Here is a 15,383-nt window from a genome sequence, read left to right as displayed (position 1 = left end):
CGACGAGCGCCCCGTTGCTTCGGTCGCTGCGTTCAATTGGCGATCAGATGAAGAGCTCGAGAACTTCGCCGCGACTACCAGATCGTGTGGCAACGCCTTTTCAATTCCCTAGCGGTTTCGCTCGAAGACGCCGCGCTTGTGCCGAACGAGCGCGCGGCAAGTACGGCGACGGGAGGCACAGGCCCCGCGCGCTGTCTCACCGGTGACAGCTTGCAGCCCGCCAGGCGTCAGACGTCAACTCAACGGATCTGAGAGAGAGTTCCTAGATTCCGCGGCTCTCGCAAAGTCAAAGAGGCGTGGTTGGGGGGGCGGGCGGGCCGCCCCGGAGGCGTCGTCGGACGGCGGGTGCGGCCGGCGAAGGCCCGGACGCCGTCCCGAGTCGGGGAGACAGGATTTGAACCTGCGACCGCCCGGCCCCCAGCCGGGTGCGCTACCAGACTGCGCCACTCCCCGAGAGGCACCGATCCTACTGCGTTGTCGTCCGAAGTCGGTGCGAACATGCGTTCGTGTCGGAGACGGAGCTCAGGCGATGCGCTCGGTGCGGGGAGAGCAAGCCGTTGGACGCGTTCGCATCGCGGCGGCGCAAGCTCGGACAGCTGGACACGTACTGCCGGCCGTGTCGCTCCGCGTACGGGAAGGAGCACTACGCGAGGAACAAGCAGCGGTACATCGATCAGACCGCCGTTCGCAAGCGCGCGCTGGCGGACGAGCGGACGGCTCGCCTCATCGACTTCTTCGCTTCGAACCCCTGCGTCGACTGCGGCGAGGAGGACCCGGTCGTCCTCGAGTTCGACCACGTCGGCGAGAAGGCGTTCAACATCGGCGCCAAGCTCGTCAACCACCCGTGGAAGGTCATCCTCGACGAGATCGCCAACTGCGAGGTGGTGTGCGCGAACTGCCACCGACGCCGCACCTCGCGGCGCGCGAACTTCAGGCGCTACCGGTTCGGTCTCGGGTAAGCGCGCGACCGGGCTCGAACCGGCGACCCTCTGCTTGGAAGGCAGATGCTCTACCAACTGAGCTACGCGCGCACGTGGCGGCGAGGATAGAGCCTCGGCGACGCGCTATCCGGCGGGGCGGGCGGGCTTGCGGCGGGCCTCGGTGGGAACCTGGCCGTCCTCGTCGATCAGCGACGCCGGCGGCCACGGGCCGTACCAGTTGTCGCGCGCGCCGTCGAGCGTGACGACGGAACCGGAGAAGGCTCGGCCGAGGGGCGTGGCGAGCAGGGCGACGAGCCATGCGTGCTCGCGCTCCTCGCCCAGGCGGCCAAGCGGGACGGTGGCGCCGGCCTCGCGGCGCACGGGCTCGGGGTACTTCTTGATCGCCTCGGTCTCGAAGTGGCCGGCGGCGACCGCGACCACGGACACGCCGTCCCCAGCCAGCTCGGCCGCGAGCTCCGACGTCAATCCCTCGACCGCGGCGCGCGCCGCGGACGAGTGCGTCATGCCGGCGAGTCCGTGGTGCGGCGACAGCGTCACGTTGACGACCGTCCCTCCCCCGCCCTCGCGCATCGCGCCGTCGACCGCGGCGCGGGTCATGGTCAGCGTTCCGCCGACGTTCAGGCGCCAGACCGCGTTCCAGCCCTTCTGCGCGATCGACTCCGCCGGCACGAAGTACTGGCCGCCCGCGTTGTTGACGAGCAGGTCCAGCCGGCCGAAGCGGCCGGCCGCGACCGAGACGACCCGCGCGGCGTCCTCGGGCGAGCGGATGTCCGCGGTGACCGCCGTGCACGAAGGCCCGAGCTCGGAGACCGCCTCCTCGAGGACCTCCGCCCGCCGCCCGCAGATCACGACCTGCGCGCCGCAGGCGATCAGCTCCCACGCCGTCGCCTTGCCGAGGCCCGTGCCGCCGCCGGTGACGATCGCGACCCGCCCCTCCAGCACCCCGGGGGCGAACACGCGCGACGGCCCCGGGCTCACAGCCAGCCGGCCTTCTTGAACCGCGTCCACAGGAAGAAGCAGATCACGACCATGAGCCCGATGGCGCCCGGGTAGCCGACGCGCCAGTGCAGCTCGGGCATGTGCTCGAAGTTCATGCCGTAGATGCCCGCGACGGCGGTCGGGACGGCGAGGATCGCCACCCACGCGGAGATCTTGCGCATGTCCTCGTTCTGCTGCACCGTCACGCGCGTCAGGTTGGCCTGCAGCAGGTTGCCGAGCAGTTCGTGGGTCGCCTCGACCTGCTGGTGCACGCGCATCAGGTGATCGAGGACGTCGCGGAAGTACGAACGCAGCGACTCGTCGACGCCCGGGACCTCGCCCGTTGCCAGCCGCTCGACCGGCTGGACCAGCGGCGAGACCGCGCGGGAGAACTCGAGCGTCTCGCGCCCCAGCTTGTAGATCCGCTGCGTGGCACCGCCGCCGGCGCTGAAGAGCTGCTCCTCCACCTCGTCGACGTCGGCCGACAGCCCCTCCATCACCGGCTCGTAGTCGTCGACGACCTTGTCGAGGAGCGCGTGCAGCGCGGCCATCGAGCCCATCCTCGTGTGCTCCTCCTCCTCGTCCAGCCGGGTGCGCAGCCCGGTCAGATCGGTGCCGGAGCCGTGGCGGACGGTGATGAGGAACCGCTCGCCGGCGAAGGCGAGGATCTCGCCGAACGAGACCTCCTCGGTGGCGTCGTCGTAGCACGCCGTCTTCAGCACGAGGAAGAGCACGTCGTCGTAGCGCTCGAGCTTCGGCCGCTGATGCGACTCCAGCGCGTCCTCGACGGCGAGCGGATGCAGCCCGAACTCCTCCTGCGCCGACGCGAACTCGTCAGGCGTCGGCTGGAACAGGTCGATCCACACGAAGCGGCCCGGCTCGCGGGATTCCTCGCAGGCGCGATCCAGCTCGAGCTCGCCCTCGCGCCGGTGGCCCTGCTCGTACAGCGCGCACTCCACGCTCACGGCGCGGAAGGCTACGAGATGGAGCTGGTCGCGACGAGCGCCAGGACGACGACGCCGAGCACGATCCGGTACGCGACGAACACGCCGGTGGTGTGGGTCACGAGGTAGTTCAGGAGGAACGCGATCGAGAGGTAGCCGAAGATGAACGCGAAGACCGTCGCGATGATCGTCGGGATCGGCCCCGCGCCGCCGCCCTCGCCGAGGTCCTTCAGCGAGAACAGCCCGGACAGCACGACGGCGGGAACGGAGAGCAGGAACGAGAAGCGCGCCGCGGCGGCGCGGTCGAACCCGAGGAACAGCCCGGCGGTGATCGTCGCGCCCGAACGCGACACGCCCGGGATCAGCGCGCACGCCTGCGCGAGGCCGATGATCGTCGCGTCCTTGACGCCGACGGTGTGGATGTCCCGGTCGCGCTTCGCAACCCGTTCGGCGCCCGCCAGGATCAGGCCTGCCACGATGAGCGCGATGCCGATCAGCGTCAGGTTGCGCGCGCCCGTTTCGATCTGGTTGCTGAAGGCGAGCCCGAAGATGCCGATTGGGATGGTGCCGATGATGAGGTACCAGCCCAGGCGCCATCCCTCGCTCGAGCGCTGCCGCGGATCGCGCAGCCCCTTCAGCCAGTCGGACGCGATCGAGATCAGGTCGCGCCGGAAGTACAGGAGCACGGCGGCCATCGTCCCGAGCTGCACGACCGCCGTGAACGCGGCGCCCGGGTCGTCCCAGCCCATGAAGGCGGGGACGATGCGGAGGTGCCCGCTCGACGAGATCGGCAGGAACTCCGTGAGCCCCTGCACGATGCCCAGCACGATGGCCTGGATCGCGTCCATGAAGCGGCGGAGCGTAACGCGATGAAGGTCAAGCTCTTGTCAACGTCGCTGCTGCTGCCGGCGCTCGTGGCGATCGCCGCCTGCGGGAACGACACGGACGCCTCGAGCGTCCCGGCGCGCGCTTCGATCGCCGACTGGCGCTGGGCGCCGCGCGACGGGTTCCCGCAGCCGAAGCCGGCCGAGAAGGAGCCCGCGGCGAAGCCGAAGCCGAAGCCGGCGCCGAAGCCGGAGCCGGTGCACGAGGAGCAGCAGCCGGTGATGCAGGACCCGGCGCCCGAGCCGGTCCCGCCGCCGACACCGCTCCCCGAGCCGTCGAGCGACGACCAGGCGCTCATCAAGGCCGAGGTGCTGAAGAACGGCGTCGCGCTGCCGCCGCTCGAGGCGCCGTCCGCGGTCCGCGCGATCTTCGAGGCCGGCAACACCATCGCGCGCTCCCCGTACAAGTGGGGCGGCGGCCACGGCAAGTGGCAGGACACGGGCTACGACTGCTCGGGCTCCGTGTCGTACGCGCTGGCGGCGGCGGGGCTGCTCGACGGGCCGCTCGCGTCCGGGCCGCTCATGCACTGGGGCCGCCCGGGCAAGGGCAAGTGGGTCACGATCTACACGAACCCCGGCCACGTCTTCATGGTCGTCGCCGGCGTCCGGTTCGACACCGTCGCGCGCGGCCAGACCGGATCGCGGTGGATCAACGACATGACGTCGACCGCGGGCTACGTCGCACGACATCCCCCGGGCCTCTAGCGCCGTTTCGGGTACAACCCGAGACCCATGGCCCCTCGCTCGATCTGGAACGGCGCCGTCAGCTTCGGCGCCGTCAACGTGCCGGTCAAGGTGTTCGGCGCGATCCAGAAGCAGTCCATCCAGTTCCGCGAGCTGCACGTCAAGGACGGCAGCGAGATCGCGCACCGGCTCGTCGGCCCGGACGGCGACGAGATCCCGCGCGACCGCGTCGCGAAGGGCTTCGAGGTCTCCGAGGGCGAGTACGTCCTGATGGAGAACGACGAGATCAAGGCGGCCGACCCGGCGCGGCGCAAGGCGGTCGAGCTCGAGGAGTTCGTGCCGGCCGACCAGGTCGATCCCGTCTACTACGACAAGCCGTACCACCTCGCTCCGCAGAAGGGCGCCGAGCAGGCGTACCGGCTGCTCGTCCGCGCGCTCGAGGAGTCGGGGCGCGTCGGCATCGGCCGCGTCTCGCTGCGCCAGCGCGAGCAGCTCGTCAGCGTCCGCCCCGTCGACGGCGCGCTGCGGATGCAGGTCATGCGCTACGACAAGGCGCTCGTGCGCGGCAAGGACCTCGACGTCGACGACCCGAAGAAGGCGCCGACGAAGAAGGAGATCGACATGGCGGCGACGCTCGTCGAGTCGCTGACGGGCTCGTTCGACCCGTCGAAGTACGAGGACACGTACCGCGACCGGGTGCTCGAGCTCATCAAGCAGAAGGAGGCGGGCAAGGAGATCGACCTGCCCGAGCCGGAGAAGGCCGAGCCCTCCGACGACCTCGCCGCCGCGCTGGAGGCATCGCTCAAGGCGATGAAGAAGAAGTAGATGCCGCGCTCGCTTTGGAGAGGCTCGCTGTCGTTCGGGCTCGTCAACGTGCCCGTGGCGATGTTCTCGGCCGTCAAGGACATCGACATCCACTTCAACCAGGTCGACCGCGAGACGGGCTCGCGCCTGCGCGTCGAGCGCGTCTGCAAGGAGGAGGACGTCGAGGTCGCCTACGACGAGATCGCGTCCGGGTACCCGAAGTCCGACGGCGACGGCTACGTGCTGCTCACCGACGAGGAGCTCGCCGCCGCCCAGCCCGAGAAGACGCGGACGATCGACATCGACGAGTTCGTGCCGCTCGAGGAGATCGATCCGATCTACTTCGACCACCCCTACTTCCTCGCGCCGGTCGGCGAGGGCGACGGCCCGCTGCGCGCCTACAAGCTCCTCGTCGAGGCGATGTCCGCGGCCGGCGGCAAGGTCGCGATCGGCCGGTTCGTCCTGCGCTCGAAGGAGTACCTCGTCGCCCTGCGCGTGCGCGACGGGCTCATCCAGCTCAACACGATGGTCTTCCACGACGAGGTCCGCTCCACCGACGAGCTCGACCTCCCGTCGGGCAAGAAGACCGAGCCGTCGAAGGAGGAGGTCGAGCAGGCCGTCGCCCTCGTCGAGCAGCTCGCCACCGACTGGGAGCCCGCCAAGCACGAGGACCGCCACACCAAGCGCCTGCGCGACATCGTGAACAAGAAGCGCAAGGGCCAGACGATCAAGGCGCCCGAGGAGCAGGAGGTCCCGGCCGCCGTCCCCGACCTCATGGCCGCGCTGCGCGAGTCGCTCGAGGCCGCGAAGGCCGACGGCAAGAAGAGCAAGGCGAAGGCCTCGTCGTCCGCGAAGTCCTCGTCGGGCGGGTCGAAGGCCAAGGAGAAGGCGAAGGCCTAGCTGCGGCGGCGCTCTGAAGCGGGGGAGCCGGGATTCGAACCCGGATTCACGGTTTTGGAGACCGCGCGCATAGCCGTTAACTCACTCCCCCAACTGAAGCGACGACCGAGTGTACCCGCGGGTGTCGGGCGCGAGCTAGGCGGCGGCGCGCTTCGCCGCGGCGGGGCGGCGGCGGGTCTTGCGGGCCGGCTTGGGGAAGACCACGCCGTCGCGGTCGCGGCGGCGGCGGAGCTGCCGGGCGGTCGTGCGGACGGCTCGCTCGATGACCTCCTCGCGGCGGTCGCGGGCCATCAGGTTCGGGCCCATGACCGCGAGGTCGTCGGCGGTCGGCTGGAGGATGAGGACCTCGGTGCCGCGGGCGCGCAGCTTCTTGGCCTCGTGGCCGAGGCGCTTGCCGGCGGAGGTGCGCATCCGCGCGGCGAGGTGGTCGGCCGCCGAGCGCGGCGTGATCTCGGCGAGCGACGACATCGGGTTGAGGCACACGACGAGATCGAGGCCCTCGTCGCAGAGGACGTCGAGGTTCGACGTGGAGCAGATCCCGCCGTCGACGTAGCGGCGCCCGCCGATCTTGACCGGGTGGTAGAAGCCGGGGATCGAGCAGGAGGCGGCGACGGCGTCGCCGACGCGGGCCGGCGGCGCGCCCTCGCGGCCGAAGCAGGTGCGCTTGCCGCTCGAGTAGTCCGCGCAGACGGCCCAGAAGTTCGGGTGCGACGGCCACGAGTCGTCGACGAAGCGCTCGACGAGGTCGCTGATCGGCCGCGTGGAGATGAACCCGCGCGGCAGCCAGCCGCTCAGCACGGCGGACGGCGCGTGGCGCGTCGGGCGCAGCAGCGTGGAGAGCGCGAGGCGCCATGAGCCGGGCCCGATCGGCGGCAGCGCGCGCTGCAGGCGGAACGTGACCTCGTTGTTGGGCAGGTGGTCGAGCATCCGCTGCTCGAGGTGCTCGGCCTGACCCGCGATCTCGGCCAGCTCGTCGATCTGCCCGCCGCCGATGTACGCGGCCATGAGCGCGGGCGACAGACCCGATGCGGTCAGCGCGCCGACGACGGACCCCGCGGACGTGCCGGTGATGACGTCGGCCGAGGACGGCTGCCAGCCGGTCTCGGACTCGAGCGCCTCGAGCGCTCCGACGAGCCACGAACCGCCTACAACGCCTCCTGCGCCCAGCACCAGCCCGATCCGCATCGTCCCGATGTCACCTCCGCTCAACGGAACGCCCACGGGTGATCTACCCGGAAGAGGGGGCGTTCCTGGGTCCCGGCGTCACTACCCCTTGACATGTGGCCCAAACGTGACGCGGTCGTCAGGCAGGAACGGCGTGTTGGACTGCAACTCCGCTTTCCTGACCGACGTCCACCTCGCCGCGGACCCGGATGAACGCTTCCGCGACCGCCGGATCGAACTGCGATCCGGCCGCGCGGCGCAGCTCGGCGAGCGCATTGAGGACGGGCAGGGCGGCGCGGTACGGGCGGTCCGTCGTCATCGCGTCGAACGCATCGCAGACGGCGACGATCCGCGCGCCGAGCGGGATCTCGTCGCCCGCCAGCCCGTCCGGATAGCCGCGCCCGTCGATCCGCTCGTGCGACGCGCGCACGAGCTTGGCGACCCCGCCGAGCGCCGGCGCGGCGCCGACGATCCGCTCGCCGATGATCGTGTGGCGCCGCATGAACGCCCATTCGGAGACGTCGAGCGCTCCGGGCTTGGCCAGGATCTCCTCCGGCACGGCGACCTTGCCGATGTCGTGCAGCTCGGCGGCGTGGACGACGTCGCGGACGTCGTCGCCGCGCAGGCCGAGGTGCTCGGCGACGCGGCGGACGAGCTCCGCCACCTTGCGCGTGTGGCCCTCGAGCCCCGGGTCGCGCTCGGTGATGACGCGCAGCAGCACGTCGGTCGACTGGCGTCCGACCGGCACGCGGCCGCCGTGCTTCTGCGCGTACATGCGGTGGTCGGCGACGCGCAGCGCCTCCTCGGCGTCGCGCACCTCGGCCGGGATCGACACGACGCCGAACGAGCAGCCGATCGTGAAGCCCTCGCCGCGCGCGACCAGCGCTTGCGCGGTCAGCGCGGCGAGCCGCTCGGGCGCGTCGTCGCGCGCCTCCAGCAGCGCGCAGAACTCGTCGCCGCCCATCCGGTACGCGCGCCCGCGGCCCTCGACGACGCGGCCCAGCGCCGCGCCCAGCCGGGCGAGCAGCGCGTCGCCGGCCGGGTGGCCGAACGAGTCGTTGTAGTGCTTGAAGCCGTCGAGGTCGAACAGCGCGAGCACGTACGGCTCCTCGGGCGTCGCGCGCCGGCACGCGGCCGTGAGGTCGGCGGTCAGGCGCCGCCGGTTCCCCAGGCCGGTCAGGGCGTCGCTTGCCGCATCGTGGCGGCTCAGCCGCAGCAGGTCGGCGTTCAAGAGGTAGGCGAGCATCAGCCGCACGAGGACGGCCAGCATCGACAGCGTCGCGAGCGTCCCGGCCAGCGGATCGATCGACGTGACCGCGCCGTAGCCGAGCAGCGACAGGCTGACGAGCGCGAAGAGCATCGGCACCACGACCGAGCGCAGGTCGGCGACCGTCTCGTGCTCGCGGACGATCGCGCCCGGCGCGGCGATCCGCGTCCACGCGGCGAGCGCCCACAGCAGGAACGCGGCCGTCCAGCCGGCGTCGAACCAGCCGCCGCTCTCGTACGTGCCGTTCGCGTTCGTGAGCAGGTAGAGCGAGTCAGTCGCCCAGAAGAGCAGGACGCCGAGGCCGAGCAGCGCCCAGTCGCGGCGCAGGCGCCAGCGCGCGAGCGCGAGGACGCCGATGACGACCGCCAGCAGCGCGAGGTCGCCGATCGGGTACGCGAGGTTCGTCAGGACCTCGCCGACCGACCCGTCGACGCCGTCCGTGACGCGCCCCACGACCGCGGCGGCGCTGGCGGCGGCCGCGGCGAGCGCGGCGATCAGGCCGTCGATCCACAGCGTCCGCGGCACGTCCTCCAGGCGCTCGCGCGCGAGGAGCACGAAGCCGGCGAACAGCAGCGGCACAGCGAGCAAGTAGCCGGCGTCGGCGGGCGACGGCACCGGGATGCTCTCGAGGTCGTACAGGATGAAGGTCCAGTACAGGTCGCCCCCCGTCCATGCGAGCATGCCGACCGCGATGAGCAGCCACGCGGTGGATCTCCGCCGCAGCGCGGCCGCGAGGGTCAGCAGCCCTGCCGACGCGAGCACGACCTGGCTCGCGAACTTGCCGAACAGCACGTCGGGCAGCCCGGCGAGCACGGTGTTGTGCAGCTCGAAGCCGGCGAGCCACGCGAGCGCCAAGATGACGACGAGTCGGTGCACCCCCGGTTCTTCGGCCGATCGACCGATGAGCTTCAGGAACCGGCGCACGGGCCGTCGCACGGACGACTTCTCTGCATCCGGCGGTGGGCGGGGCCGGTGAACGCGGACGCCGACGAGGTCATCCGGGAGGAGCCGCGGCGGATCGCCCGCCGCGTCGCCCTGTTCGCCGCCGTCGGCGCCGTCGTCGTCCTCGCCTTGCTGACGCTGCCGGGCGTCGAGGAGGTCCGCGACCGCGTCGTCAACGGCGACCACCTCTGGATCGCCGTGACCGCGGCGTGCTCGCTCGGCTCGATGCTCGGCTTCGTCGCGGCGCTCGCGGGCGCGTTCGACCGCGTGATGCCGTGGCGGGCGGCGGTCGTCCTCGGCTTCGCCGAGCAGGGCACGAACGTGCTGCTGCCCGCGGGCGGCGCCGGCGGGCCGGCGTTCGGGACGCTCGTCATGCGCCGCGCCGGCGTGCCCGGGCCGATCGCCGCGGCGCGCCACGCGGCGCTCTTCTTCGCGACGAGCGCGGTGAGCTTCGCCGCGCTCGTCGTCTTCGGGACGCTCGTCGGGCTCGGCGTGCTGCCCGGCGACGGCGTCTCCCCCGTCGGCGCGTGGCTGCCGGCGGCCGGCGCCGCGCTCGTCCTCGGTCTGGCGTACCTGTTCGCGCGAATGGGAGCGCCCGTGCCGCGCCCGCCCGACCACCGCGTGCTGCGGCTGCTGTGGCGCGCGCGGCGGTTCGTGCATGGCGGGGTCCGCGATGCGCTCGTGCTCATCCGGCGCGGCGACCCGTTCCTCGTCCTCGGGGCGGTCGCGTACTACGCGCTCGACGTCGGGGCGCTCGGCGCCGCGTTCCAGGCGGCCGGCGGCGGCGCTCCGCCGCTCGGCGTGTTCGTCCTCGCCTACACGCTCGGTCACGCGGGCGCGCTCGCCCCGACCCCCGGCGGCGTCGGCGGGACGGACGGCGGCCTCATCGGCATGTTCGTGGTCTACGACGCGGACCTCGGCCTCGCCGCGGCGGCCGTGCTCGCGTACCGCGTGTTCCAGCTCGGGCTGCCCGTCATCCTCGGCGGGCTGAGCCTGCTGCGCATCCGGCAGCGCCTGCGCGGCGCGCCGCTGCCCGAGGAGGTCGCGGCGCGGTACGAGGCGCTGCGACGCTGACAGCGATGCGTGAGCGCGCGTTCGTCCCGAGCCTCGTGGCCGTCGGCCTCGTCGTCTCGATCATCAGCTCCCTCGGCGCGCCGCTGATCCCGGCGATCGCGGGCGAGCTGCACGCCAGCCTCGCGGCGACGCAGTGGTCGCTGACCGCGACGCTGCTCGTCGGCGCGGTCGCGTCGCCGGTCGTCGGCCGGCTGGGCGACGGGCCGCACCGCAGGACCGTGCTGCTCACGTGCCTGACGGTCGTGACGCTCGGCGGTGCGATCGCCGCGCTGGCGGGCAGCCTGGCGCTGCTCGTCGCGGGCCGGGCCATGCAGGGGCTCGGCCTCGCGCTCATGCCGCTGACGATGGCCTCGGCGCGCGACCACCTGCGGTCGGCCCGCGCCGGCGAGGTCATCGCGCTGCTGTCGGTCATCGCGGCGGTCGGCGTCGGGCTCGGCTACCCGATCACCGGCTTCGTCGCCGAGCACCTCGATGCGTCGGCGGCGTTCTGGTTCGGCGCGGCGGCCAGCGGCGCCGCGCTGCTCATCGCCGCGCTGTTCATCCCCGCCCCCGCCTCGCCCGCCCGCCACGAGGCGCTCGACGTCCTCGGCGCGACGCTCATCGGCAGCGGCGTGCTCGCCCTGCTGCTCGCGCTCGAGAAGGGCGCCGACTGGGGCTGGCTGTCGGGCTCGACGCTGGGGCTGCTCGCTGCCTCCGCCGTCCTGCTGACCGGGTGGACCCGGCACGAGCTGCGCGTGGCCGAGCCGCTCATCGAGCTGCGCCTCGTCCGCCGCCGCTCGGTGCTGACGGCGAACGTCACCGGCCTCGTGCTCGGCGTCGCCATGTACCTCGGCATCTCGCTCATGACGCAGGTCGTCCAGGGACCGCAGGGCATGGACGCCTCGATCTTCGTCGCCGGCCTGACGCTCGTTCCCCTGTCGGCGCTGTCGACCGCGTCGAGCCGCCTGCTGCCCGCCGCGCGCCGGCGCATCGGGGCGCGCGCGACGATCCCGCTCGGCTGCCTCGTCATCGCGGCGGCGATGGCCTTCTTCGCGCTGACCGGCGACGCGTTGTGGCAGGCGTTCGTGACGATGGGCTTCGTCGGCGTCGGCCTCGGCTTCACGTTCGCCGCCCTGCCCGGGCTGATCGTCGGGTCGGTGCCGCAGGACGAGACGAGCAGCGCGATGAGCTTCTACCAGGTGAGCCGGTACGTCGGGTTCTCGATCGGGAGCGGCCTGGCGGTGACCGTGCTGCGGGCGTTCTCGGGGTCCGACGTGCCGACGTCCGGCGCGTACTCGGCGACGTTCGCCGTCGGCGGCGCGTTCTGCGTGGCCGCCGCTGCCGTCGCGTGGGTGCTCCCCGGCCCGGCGCGGCCGGGCGCGGTGGCCGACGACGAGCGCGCCATCGAGGAGGGCGAGCTCGGCGGCGCCGGGCTGCTGCGGCTCGAGGAGGACTGACCAGCGATCACGGGGACCGATCCCCGGGATCTCCCCCATGCCACGGGTGCGCCCCGGCGCGAGGCTCCTCCGTATGGAGATCACACCCCGCCATCGCGACGCCCTGCCCCAGCTCGAGGGCGCGCTGTTCCTCACCGACGGCGGCATCGAGACGAGCCTCATCTACCACGACGGGCTCGATCTGCCCCTGTTCGCCGCCTTCGTGCTGCTCGACGACGAGCCCGGAACGGCCGCTCTGCGCCGCTACTACGAGCCGTACGCCCGGATCGCCGCCGAGCGCGGCACCGGCTTCGTCCTCGAGACGCCGACGTGGCGGGCGAACCCGCGCTGGGCCGCCGAGCTCGGCTACGACCACGACCGCCTCGCCGCCGCGAACCGCAACGCCGTCGCGCTCATGGAGGAGATCCGCCATGCCCACTCCGACGGCGCCGGCGCGATCGTCATCAGCGGCTGCGTCGGACCCCACGACGACGGCTACCAGCCCGGCGTGGTGCTGACCGCCGACGAGGCGCAGGCCTACCACGCGACCCAGATCGGCACGTTCGCCGGCACCGCCGCCGACCTCGTCACCGCGGTGACGATGACCTACTCCGACGAGGCGATCGGCGTGACGCGCGCCGCGGTCGATGCCGGCATGCCCGTCGTCATCTCGTTCACCGTCGAGACCGACGGCCGCCTGCCGAGCGGCGAGGCGCTGAGCGAGGCGATCGAGCGCGTCGACGCCGAGACCGGCGGGGCGCCCGCGTACTACATGGTCAACTGCGCGCACCCGACGCACTTCGACGGCGTGCTCGCGTCCGACGGCGCGTGGAAGGAGCGCATTCGCGGCGTCCGCGCCAACGCGTCGATGATGTCCCACGAGGAGCTCGATGCGAGCGAGGAGCTCGACGCCGGCGATCCCGTCGACCTCGGCGCCCGCTGTGCGGCGCTGCGCGACGTGCTGCCGTCCCTGAACGTCGTCGGCGGCTGCTGCGGCACCGACCACCGCCACATCGAGTCGATCTGCGCGGCCTTCCAGGCCTCGCCGGTCGCCCTCCGCTAGCCGTTCCCCCCGCCTTGCGCGGCGGCCGCTCCGGCGGTCGCCGCGGGCGGGATCGGGAAGTTCTGGTCGAAGACCTGGTCGGGGTCGTAGACCGCCTTGAGCTCCCGCAGGCGGTCGAGCGTCGGGGCGGGGAACGCGTCGTGCAGGCGCTGCGGCCGGGTGTCGGTGTCGAAGCTGAGGTACAGGCCGTCCATGTGCGGCGCCGCCAGCTCGTCCCACACCGGGTTGAGCCGGTCGAGCGTCGTTCCGACCGCGCCGACGCTGAAGTTCTGGTGGCGGTGCGCGTACGCGGTCGCCATCGGGTCGACGTCGTTCGTCGCGCCGCCCGTCGCGCGCAGCTGGATCCACGGCGCCTCGCCCGACATGAGGACCGCCATGAGGTCCTCGGCAGCGCCCGGTGTGACGTGCTCGAGCAGGCCCGCCCTGAGGGCCGGCTCGCGGCCGCCCCGGTGGACGCCGCCCTGCGGACCCACGACCGCGGCGTACGGGATGCGCTGCGCGTGCTGGTCGAGCACGCGTCCGGTCTGCAGCAGCGGCGTCAGCGCGTCGGTCGCCGCGAGGGCGTCGTCGCCGGCGTAGACCGCGTAGGCCTGCGCGATCGCGGTGTCGCCGCGCTTGATGACGTTGAGGAAGCTCGTCAGCTCGCGCGGCGCCTGCTCCACCGCCTCGCCCCAGCGCTCGAGGAACGCGGGGTCGGCCTCGTGGACGAAGCGGGCGAAGACGACGTCGCCGACCGGGTAGGCGTCGAGCTCGACCGCCGTGACGATCCCGAAGTTGCCGCCGGCGCCGCGGAGCGCCCAGAGGAGGTCGGGGCGCTCGTTGGCGTCGGCGCGGACGAGCGAGCCGTCGGCGAGCACGACGTCCGCCGCGACGAGGTGGTCGATGGTGAGGCCGTGCTTGCGGCCGAGGAAGCCGATGCCGCCGGTGGTCGCGAGCCCGCCGACGCCGACGTCGCCGTAGTCGCCAGAGCTCATCCCGAGCCCGTGCGGCGCGAGCGCCTGCGCGACCTCGCCCCAGCGGGCGCCCGCGCCGATGCGCGTCCGGCCCGTCACGGGGTCGAGCACCTCGACGGCCTTCAGCGCGCCGAGGTCGATGACGATGCCGCCGTCGTTGGTCGAGCGGCCGCTGATGCCGTGGCCGCCGCTGCGGATCGCGAGCGGGACGTCCTGCTCGCGCGCGTACGTGAGCGCCTCTTGGACTTCGTGCGCGTTCTGCGGACGCAGGACGAGGCCGGGCGAGCCGGACCGCATGTACGTCGAGCGGACCTTGTTGTACGCGCGGTCGCCCGGCTCGACCGCCGTCGTCGTCAGCGGTTCGGGAATCGCGTCGTAGTCGATCCCGTCCGTGCGCAGCGCGAGCGCGCGCGGGCCGCGCACCGGCCCGGTGGGCGTGCCCGTCGTCGCGCGGTGGGCGGCGAGCGCCTCGCGCAGCGCGGGCGCGACCTCCTGGCCGAAGAGCGCAAGCGTGCGCGGGTCGTCGCCGGCGACGATGAACGTCGCGAAGCCGAGCTCGGTGACGAGCGGCAGCAGGTCGTCGACCCACTGCTCGGGCGAGCCCTGCAGGAACCCGTCGCCGGCGCCGAAGACGCCCTGGACGTTCAGCATGCGGCGGATCTCGCGCGGGTCGCGACCGGCCGCGAGCGCGGCTTCGTCGATCGTGCGGTTCGACGCGGGCGCGTCCTCGAGGTCGAGGTAGCCGAGCGTGGGCAGCCAGCCGTCGGCCTTGCGCGCCGTGAGCCTGAGCATCCGCGGCTTGTAGGCGCCGAGCCAGATGGCGATGTCGTGCGCCGGCTCCGGGCCGCGCTTCGCGCCGCGGACGTCGTAGTGCTCCCCGCGCACGCGCACGCCCCCGCGCGCCGCCGTGTCCCAGATCCCGCGGATGACGTCGATCGCCTCGCTCAGCGCGTCGACCGACTCGCCCGGCGTGCGCTTCGGCCCGCCCATCGCGGCGACCGCATCCCAGAACGCGCCGGCGCCGAGGCCCAGCTCGACCCGGCCGTTCGAGAGCAGGTCGAGGCTCGCGGCCGCCCGCGCGAGCACGGCGGGCTGGCGCAGCGGCAGGTTGATCACGTTCGGCGCGAGCTTGATCGTCTCCGTCCGCGCCGCGACGAACGACAGCAGCGTCCACGTGTCGAGGTGCCCCGCGTTGTACGGGTGGTCCTGGAAGGTCACGAGGTCCAGGCCCGCCTGCTCGGACAGCTGCGCCAGCGCCACCACGTCGTCGGGGCGGCGGTTGTCGGGCGTGATGAAGCTGCCGAAGGTCAGGTCGTGTCCGTAGTCCGGCATCGCCGGGCGTCCTCTCCAGTCGTTGCGCACGCAACTGT

At 72.7% G+C, this 15,383-nt stretch carries 13 protein-coding genes and 3 tRNA genes; 7 read left to right on the top strand and 9 right to left on the bottom strand.

Going from position 1 to position 15,383, the window contains the following annotated elements; translation table 11 throughout:
- Positions 1 to 379: 379 nt before the first annotated feature.
- Positions 380 to 453: transfer RNA gene (locus AC1UE4_RS01875), tRNA-Pro, on the bottom strand.
- 104 nt (positions 454 to 557) lie between these two features.
- On the opposite strand from AC1UE4_RS01875, the gene AC1UE4_RS01870 reads away from it, so the two are divergent.
- Entirely contained in the window at positions 558 to 959 is a 402-nt protein-coding gene (locus AC1UE4_RS01870) for a hypothetical protein (protein WP_482915521.1), read from the top strand.
- Here the strand turns inward: AC1UE4_RS01870 and AC1UE4_RS01865 are convergent.
- The 4 genes from AC1UE4_RS01865 to AC1UE4_RS01850 form a co-directional block, all read right to left on the bottom strand.
- Positions 959 to 1,031: transfer RNA gene (locus AC1UE4_RS01865), tRNA-Gly, on the bottom strand. The genes AC1UE4_RS01870 and AC1UE4_RS01865 overlap by 1 nt on opposite strands.
- Positions 1,032 to 1,064: 33 nt before the next feature.
- Complete coding sequence (locus AC1UE4_RS01860; RefSeq protein ID WP_482915520.1) at positions 1,065 to 1,919, bottom strand: SDR family NAD(P)-dependent oxidoreductase; 855 nt, start codon at positions 1,917 to 1,919, stop codon at positions 1,065 to 1,067.
- Complete coding sequence (gene corA, locus AC1UE4_RS01855; RefSeq protein WP_482915519.1) at positions 1,916 to 2,884, bottom strand: magnesium/cobalt transporter CorA; 969 nt, start codon at positions 2,882 to 2,884, stop codon at positions 1,916 to 1,918. The genes AC1UE4_RS01860 and corA overlap by 4 nt, the downstream gene beginning before the upstream one ends.
- An 11-nt stretch (positions 2,885 to 2,895) precedes the next feature.
- Positions 2,896 to 3,711 (bottom strand): undecaprenyl-diphosphate phosphatase, encoded by an 816-nt coding sequence (locus tag AC1UE4_RS01850; RefSeq protein ID WP_482915518.1) that lies wholly within the window; start codon positions 3,709 to 3,711, stop codon positions 2,896 to 2,898.
- A 21-nt stretch (positions 3,712 to 3,732) separates the two neighbouring features.
- On the opposite strand from AC1UE4_RS01850, the gene AC1UE4_RS01845 reads away from it, so the two are divergent.
- The 3 genes from AC1UE4_RS01845 to ku (AC1UE4_RS01835) are packed head-to-tail and all read left to right on the top strand — an operon-like array spanning position 3,733 to position 6,135.
- The gene (locus AC1UE4_RS01845; protein WP_482915517.1) at positions 3,733 to 4,452 is read left to right on the top strand and encodes a C40 family peptidase; all 720 of its coding nucleotides are present in this window, start codon (positions 3,733 to 3,735) and stop codon (positions 4,450 to 4,452) included.
- Between the two features lie 27 nt (positions 4,453 to 4,479).
- The gene (ku, locus tag AC1UE4_RS01840; protein ID WP_482915516.1) at positions 4,480 to 5,256 is read left to right on the top strand and encodes a non-homologous end joining protein Ku; all 777 of its coding nucleotides are present in this window, start codon (positions 4,480 to 4,482) and stop codon (positions 5,254 to 5,256) included.
- The gene (gene ku / locus AC1UE4_RS01835) at positions 5,257 to 6,135 is read left to right on the top strand and encodes a non-homologous end joining protein Ku (RefSeq protein WP_482915515.1); all 879 of its coding nucleotides are present in this window, start codon (positions 5,257 to 5,259) and stop codon (positions 6,133 to 6,135) included.
- A gap of 19 nt (positions 6,136 to 6,154) precedes the next feature.
- Here ku (AC1UE4_RS01835) and AC1UE4_RS01830 read toward each other — a convergent pair.
- The 3 genes from AC1UE4_RS01830 to AC1UE4_RS01820 form a co-directional block, all read right to left on the bottom strand.
- Positions 6,155 to 6,226: transfer RNA gene (locus tag AC1UE4_RS01830), tRNA-Trp, on the bottom strand.
- Between the two features lie 44 nt (positions 6,227 to 6,270).
- Positions 6,271 to 7,320 carry a patatin-like phospholipase family protein gene (locus AC1UE4_RS01825; protein WP_482915514.1) on the bottom strand — a complete coding sequence of 350 codons (1,050 nt, stop codon included), beginning with the start codon at positions 7,318 to 7,320 and terminating at the stop codon, positions 6,271 to 6,273.
- 118 nt (positions 7,321 to 7,438) lie between these two features.
- Positions 7,439 to 9,442 carry an HD domain-containing phosphohydrolase gene (locus AC1UE4_RS01820; RefSeq protein ID WP_482915513.1) on the bottom strand — a complete coding sequence of 668 codons (2,004 nt, stop codon included), beginning with the start codon at positions 9,440 to 9,442 and terminating at the stop codon, positions 7,439 to 7,441.
- Between the two features lie 96 nt (positions 9,443 to 9,538).
- Here AC1UE4_RS01820 and AC1UE4_RS01815 point away from each other — a divergent pair, with 96 nt between their 5' ends.
- From AC1UE4_RS01815 to AC1UE4_RS01805, 3 genes are all read left to right on the top strand, one after another.
- Entirely contained in the window at positions 9,539 to 10,582 is a 1,044-nt protein-coding gene (locus AC1UE4_RS01815; RefSeq protein ID WP_482915512.1) for a lysylphosphatidylglycerol synthase domain-containing protein, read from the top strand.
- A gap of 5 nt (positions 10,583 to 10,587) precedes the next feature.
- A complete protein-coding gene (locus AC1UE4_RS01810) occupies positions 10,588 to 12,018 on the top strand; it encodes an MFS transporter (RefSeq protein WP_482915511.1) in 1,431 nt (476 codons plus the stop codon).
- 73 nt (positions 12,019 to 12,091) lie between these two features.
- Positions 12,092 to 13,060 carry a homocysteine S-methyltransferase family protein gene (locus AC1UE4_RS01805; RefSeq protein ID WP_482915510.1) on the top strand — a complete coding sequence of 323 codons (969 nt, stop codon included), beginning with the start codon at positions 12,092 to 12,094 and terminating at the stop codon, positions 13,058 to 13,060.
- On the opposite strand, the gene AC1UE4_RS01800 is transcribed toward AC1UE4_RS01805, so the two are convergent.
- Positions 13,057 to 15,345, bottom strand: coding sequence for an LLM class flavin-dependent oxidoreductase (locus AC1UE4_RS01800; protein WP_482915509.1), 2,289 nt, complete (start codon positions 15,343 to 15,345; stop codon positions 13,057 to 13,059). The genes AC1UE4_RS01805 and AC1UE4_RS01800 overlap by 4 nt on opposite strands.
- Between the last annotated feature and the right edge of the window lie 38 nt (positions 15,346 to 15,383).

It is taken from the genome of Parviterribacter kavangonensis (assembly GCF_056863335.1).
Note: the sequence above shows the minus strand (reverse complement) of the source record. Positions and strands in the feature narration are given on the sequence as shown.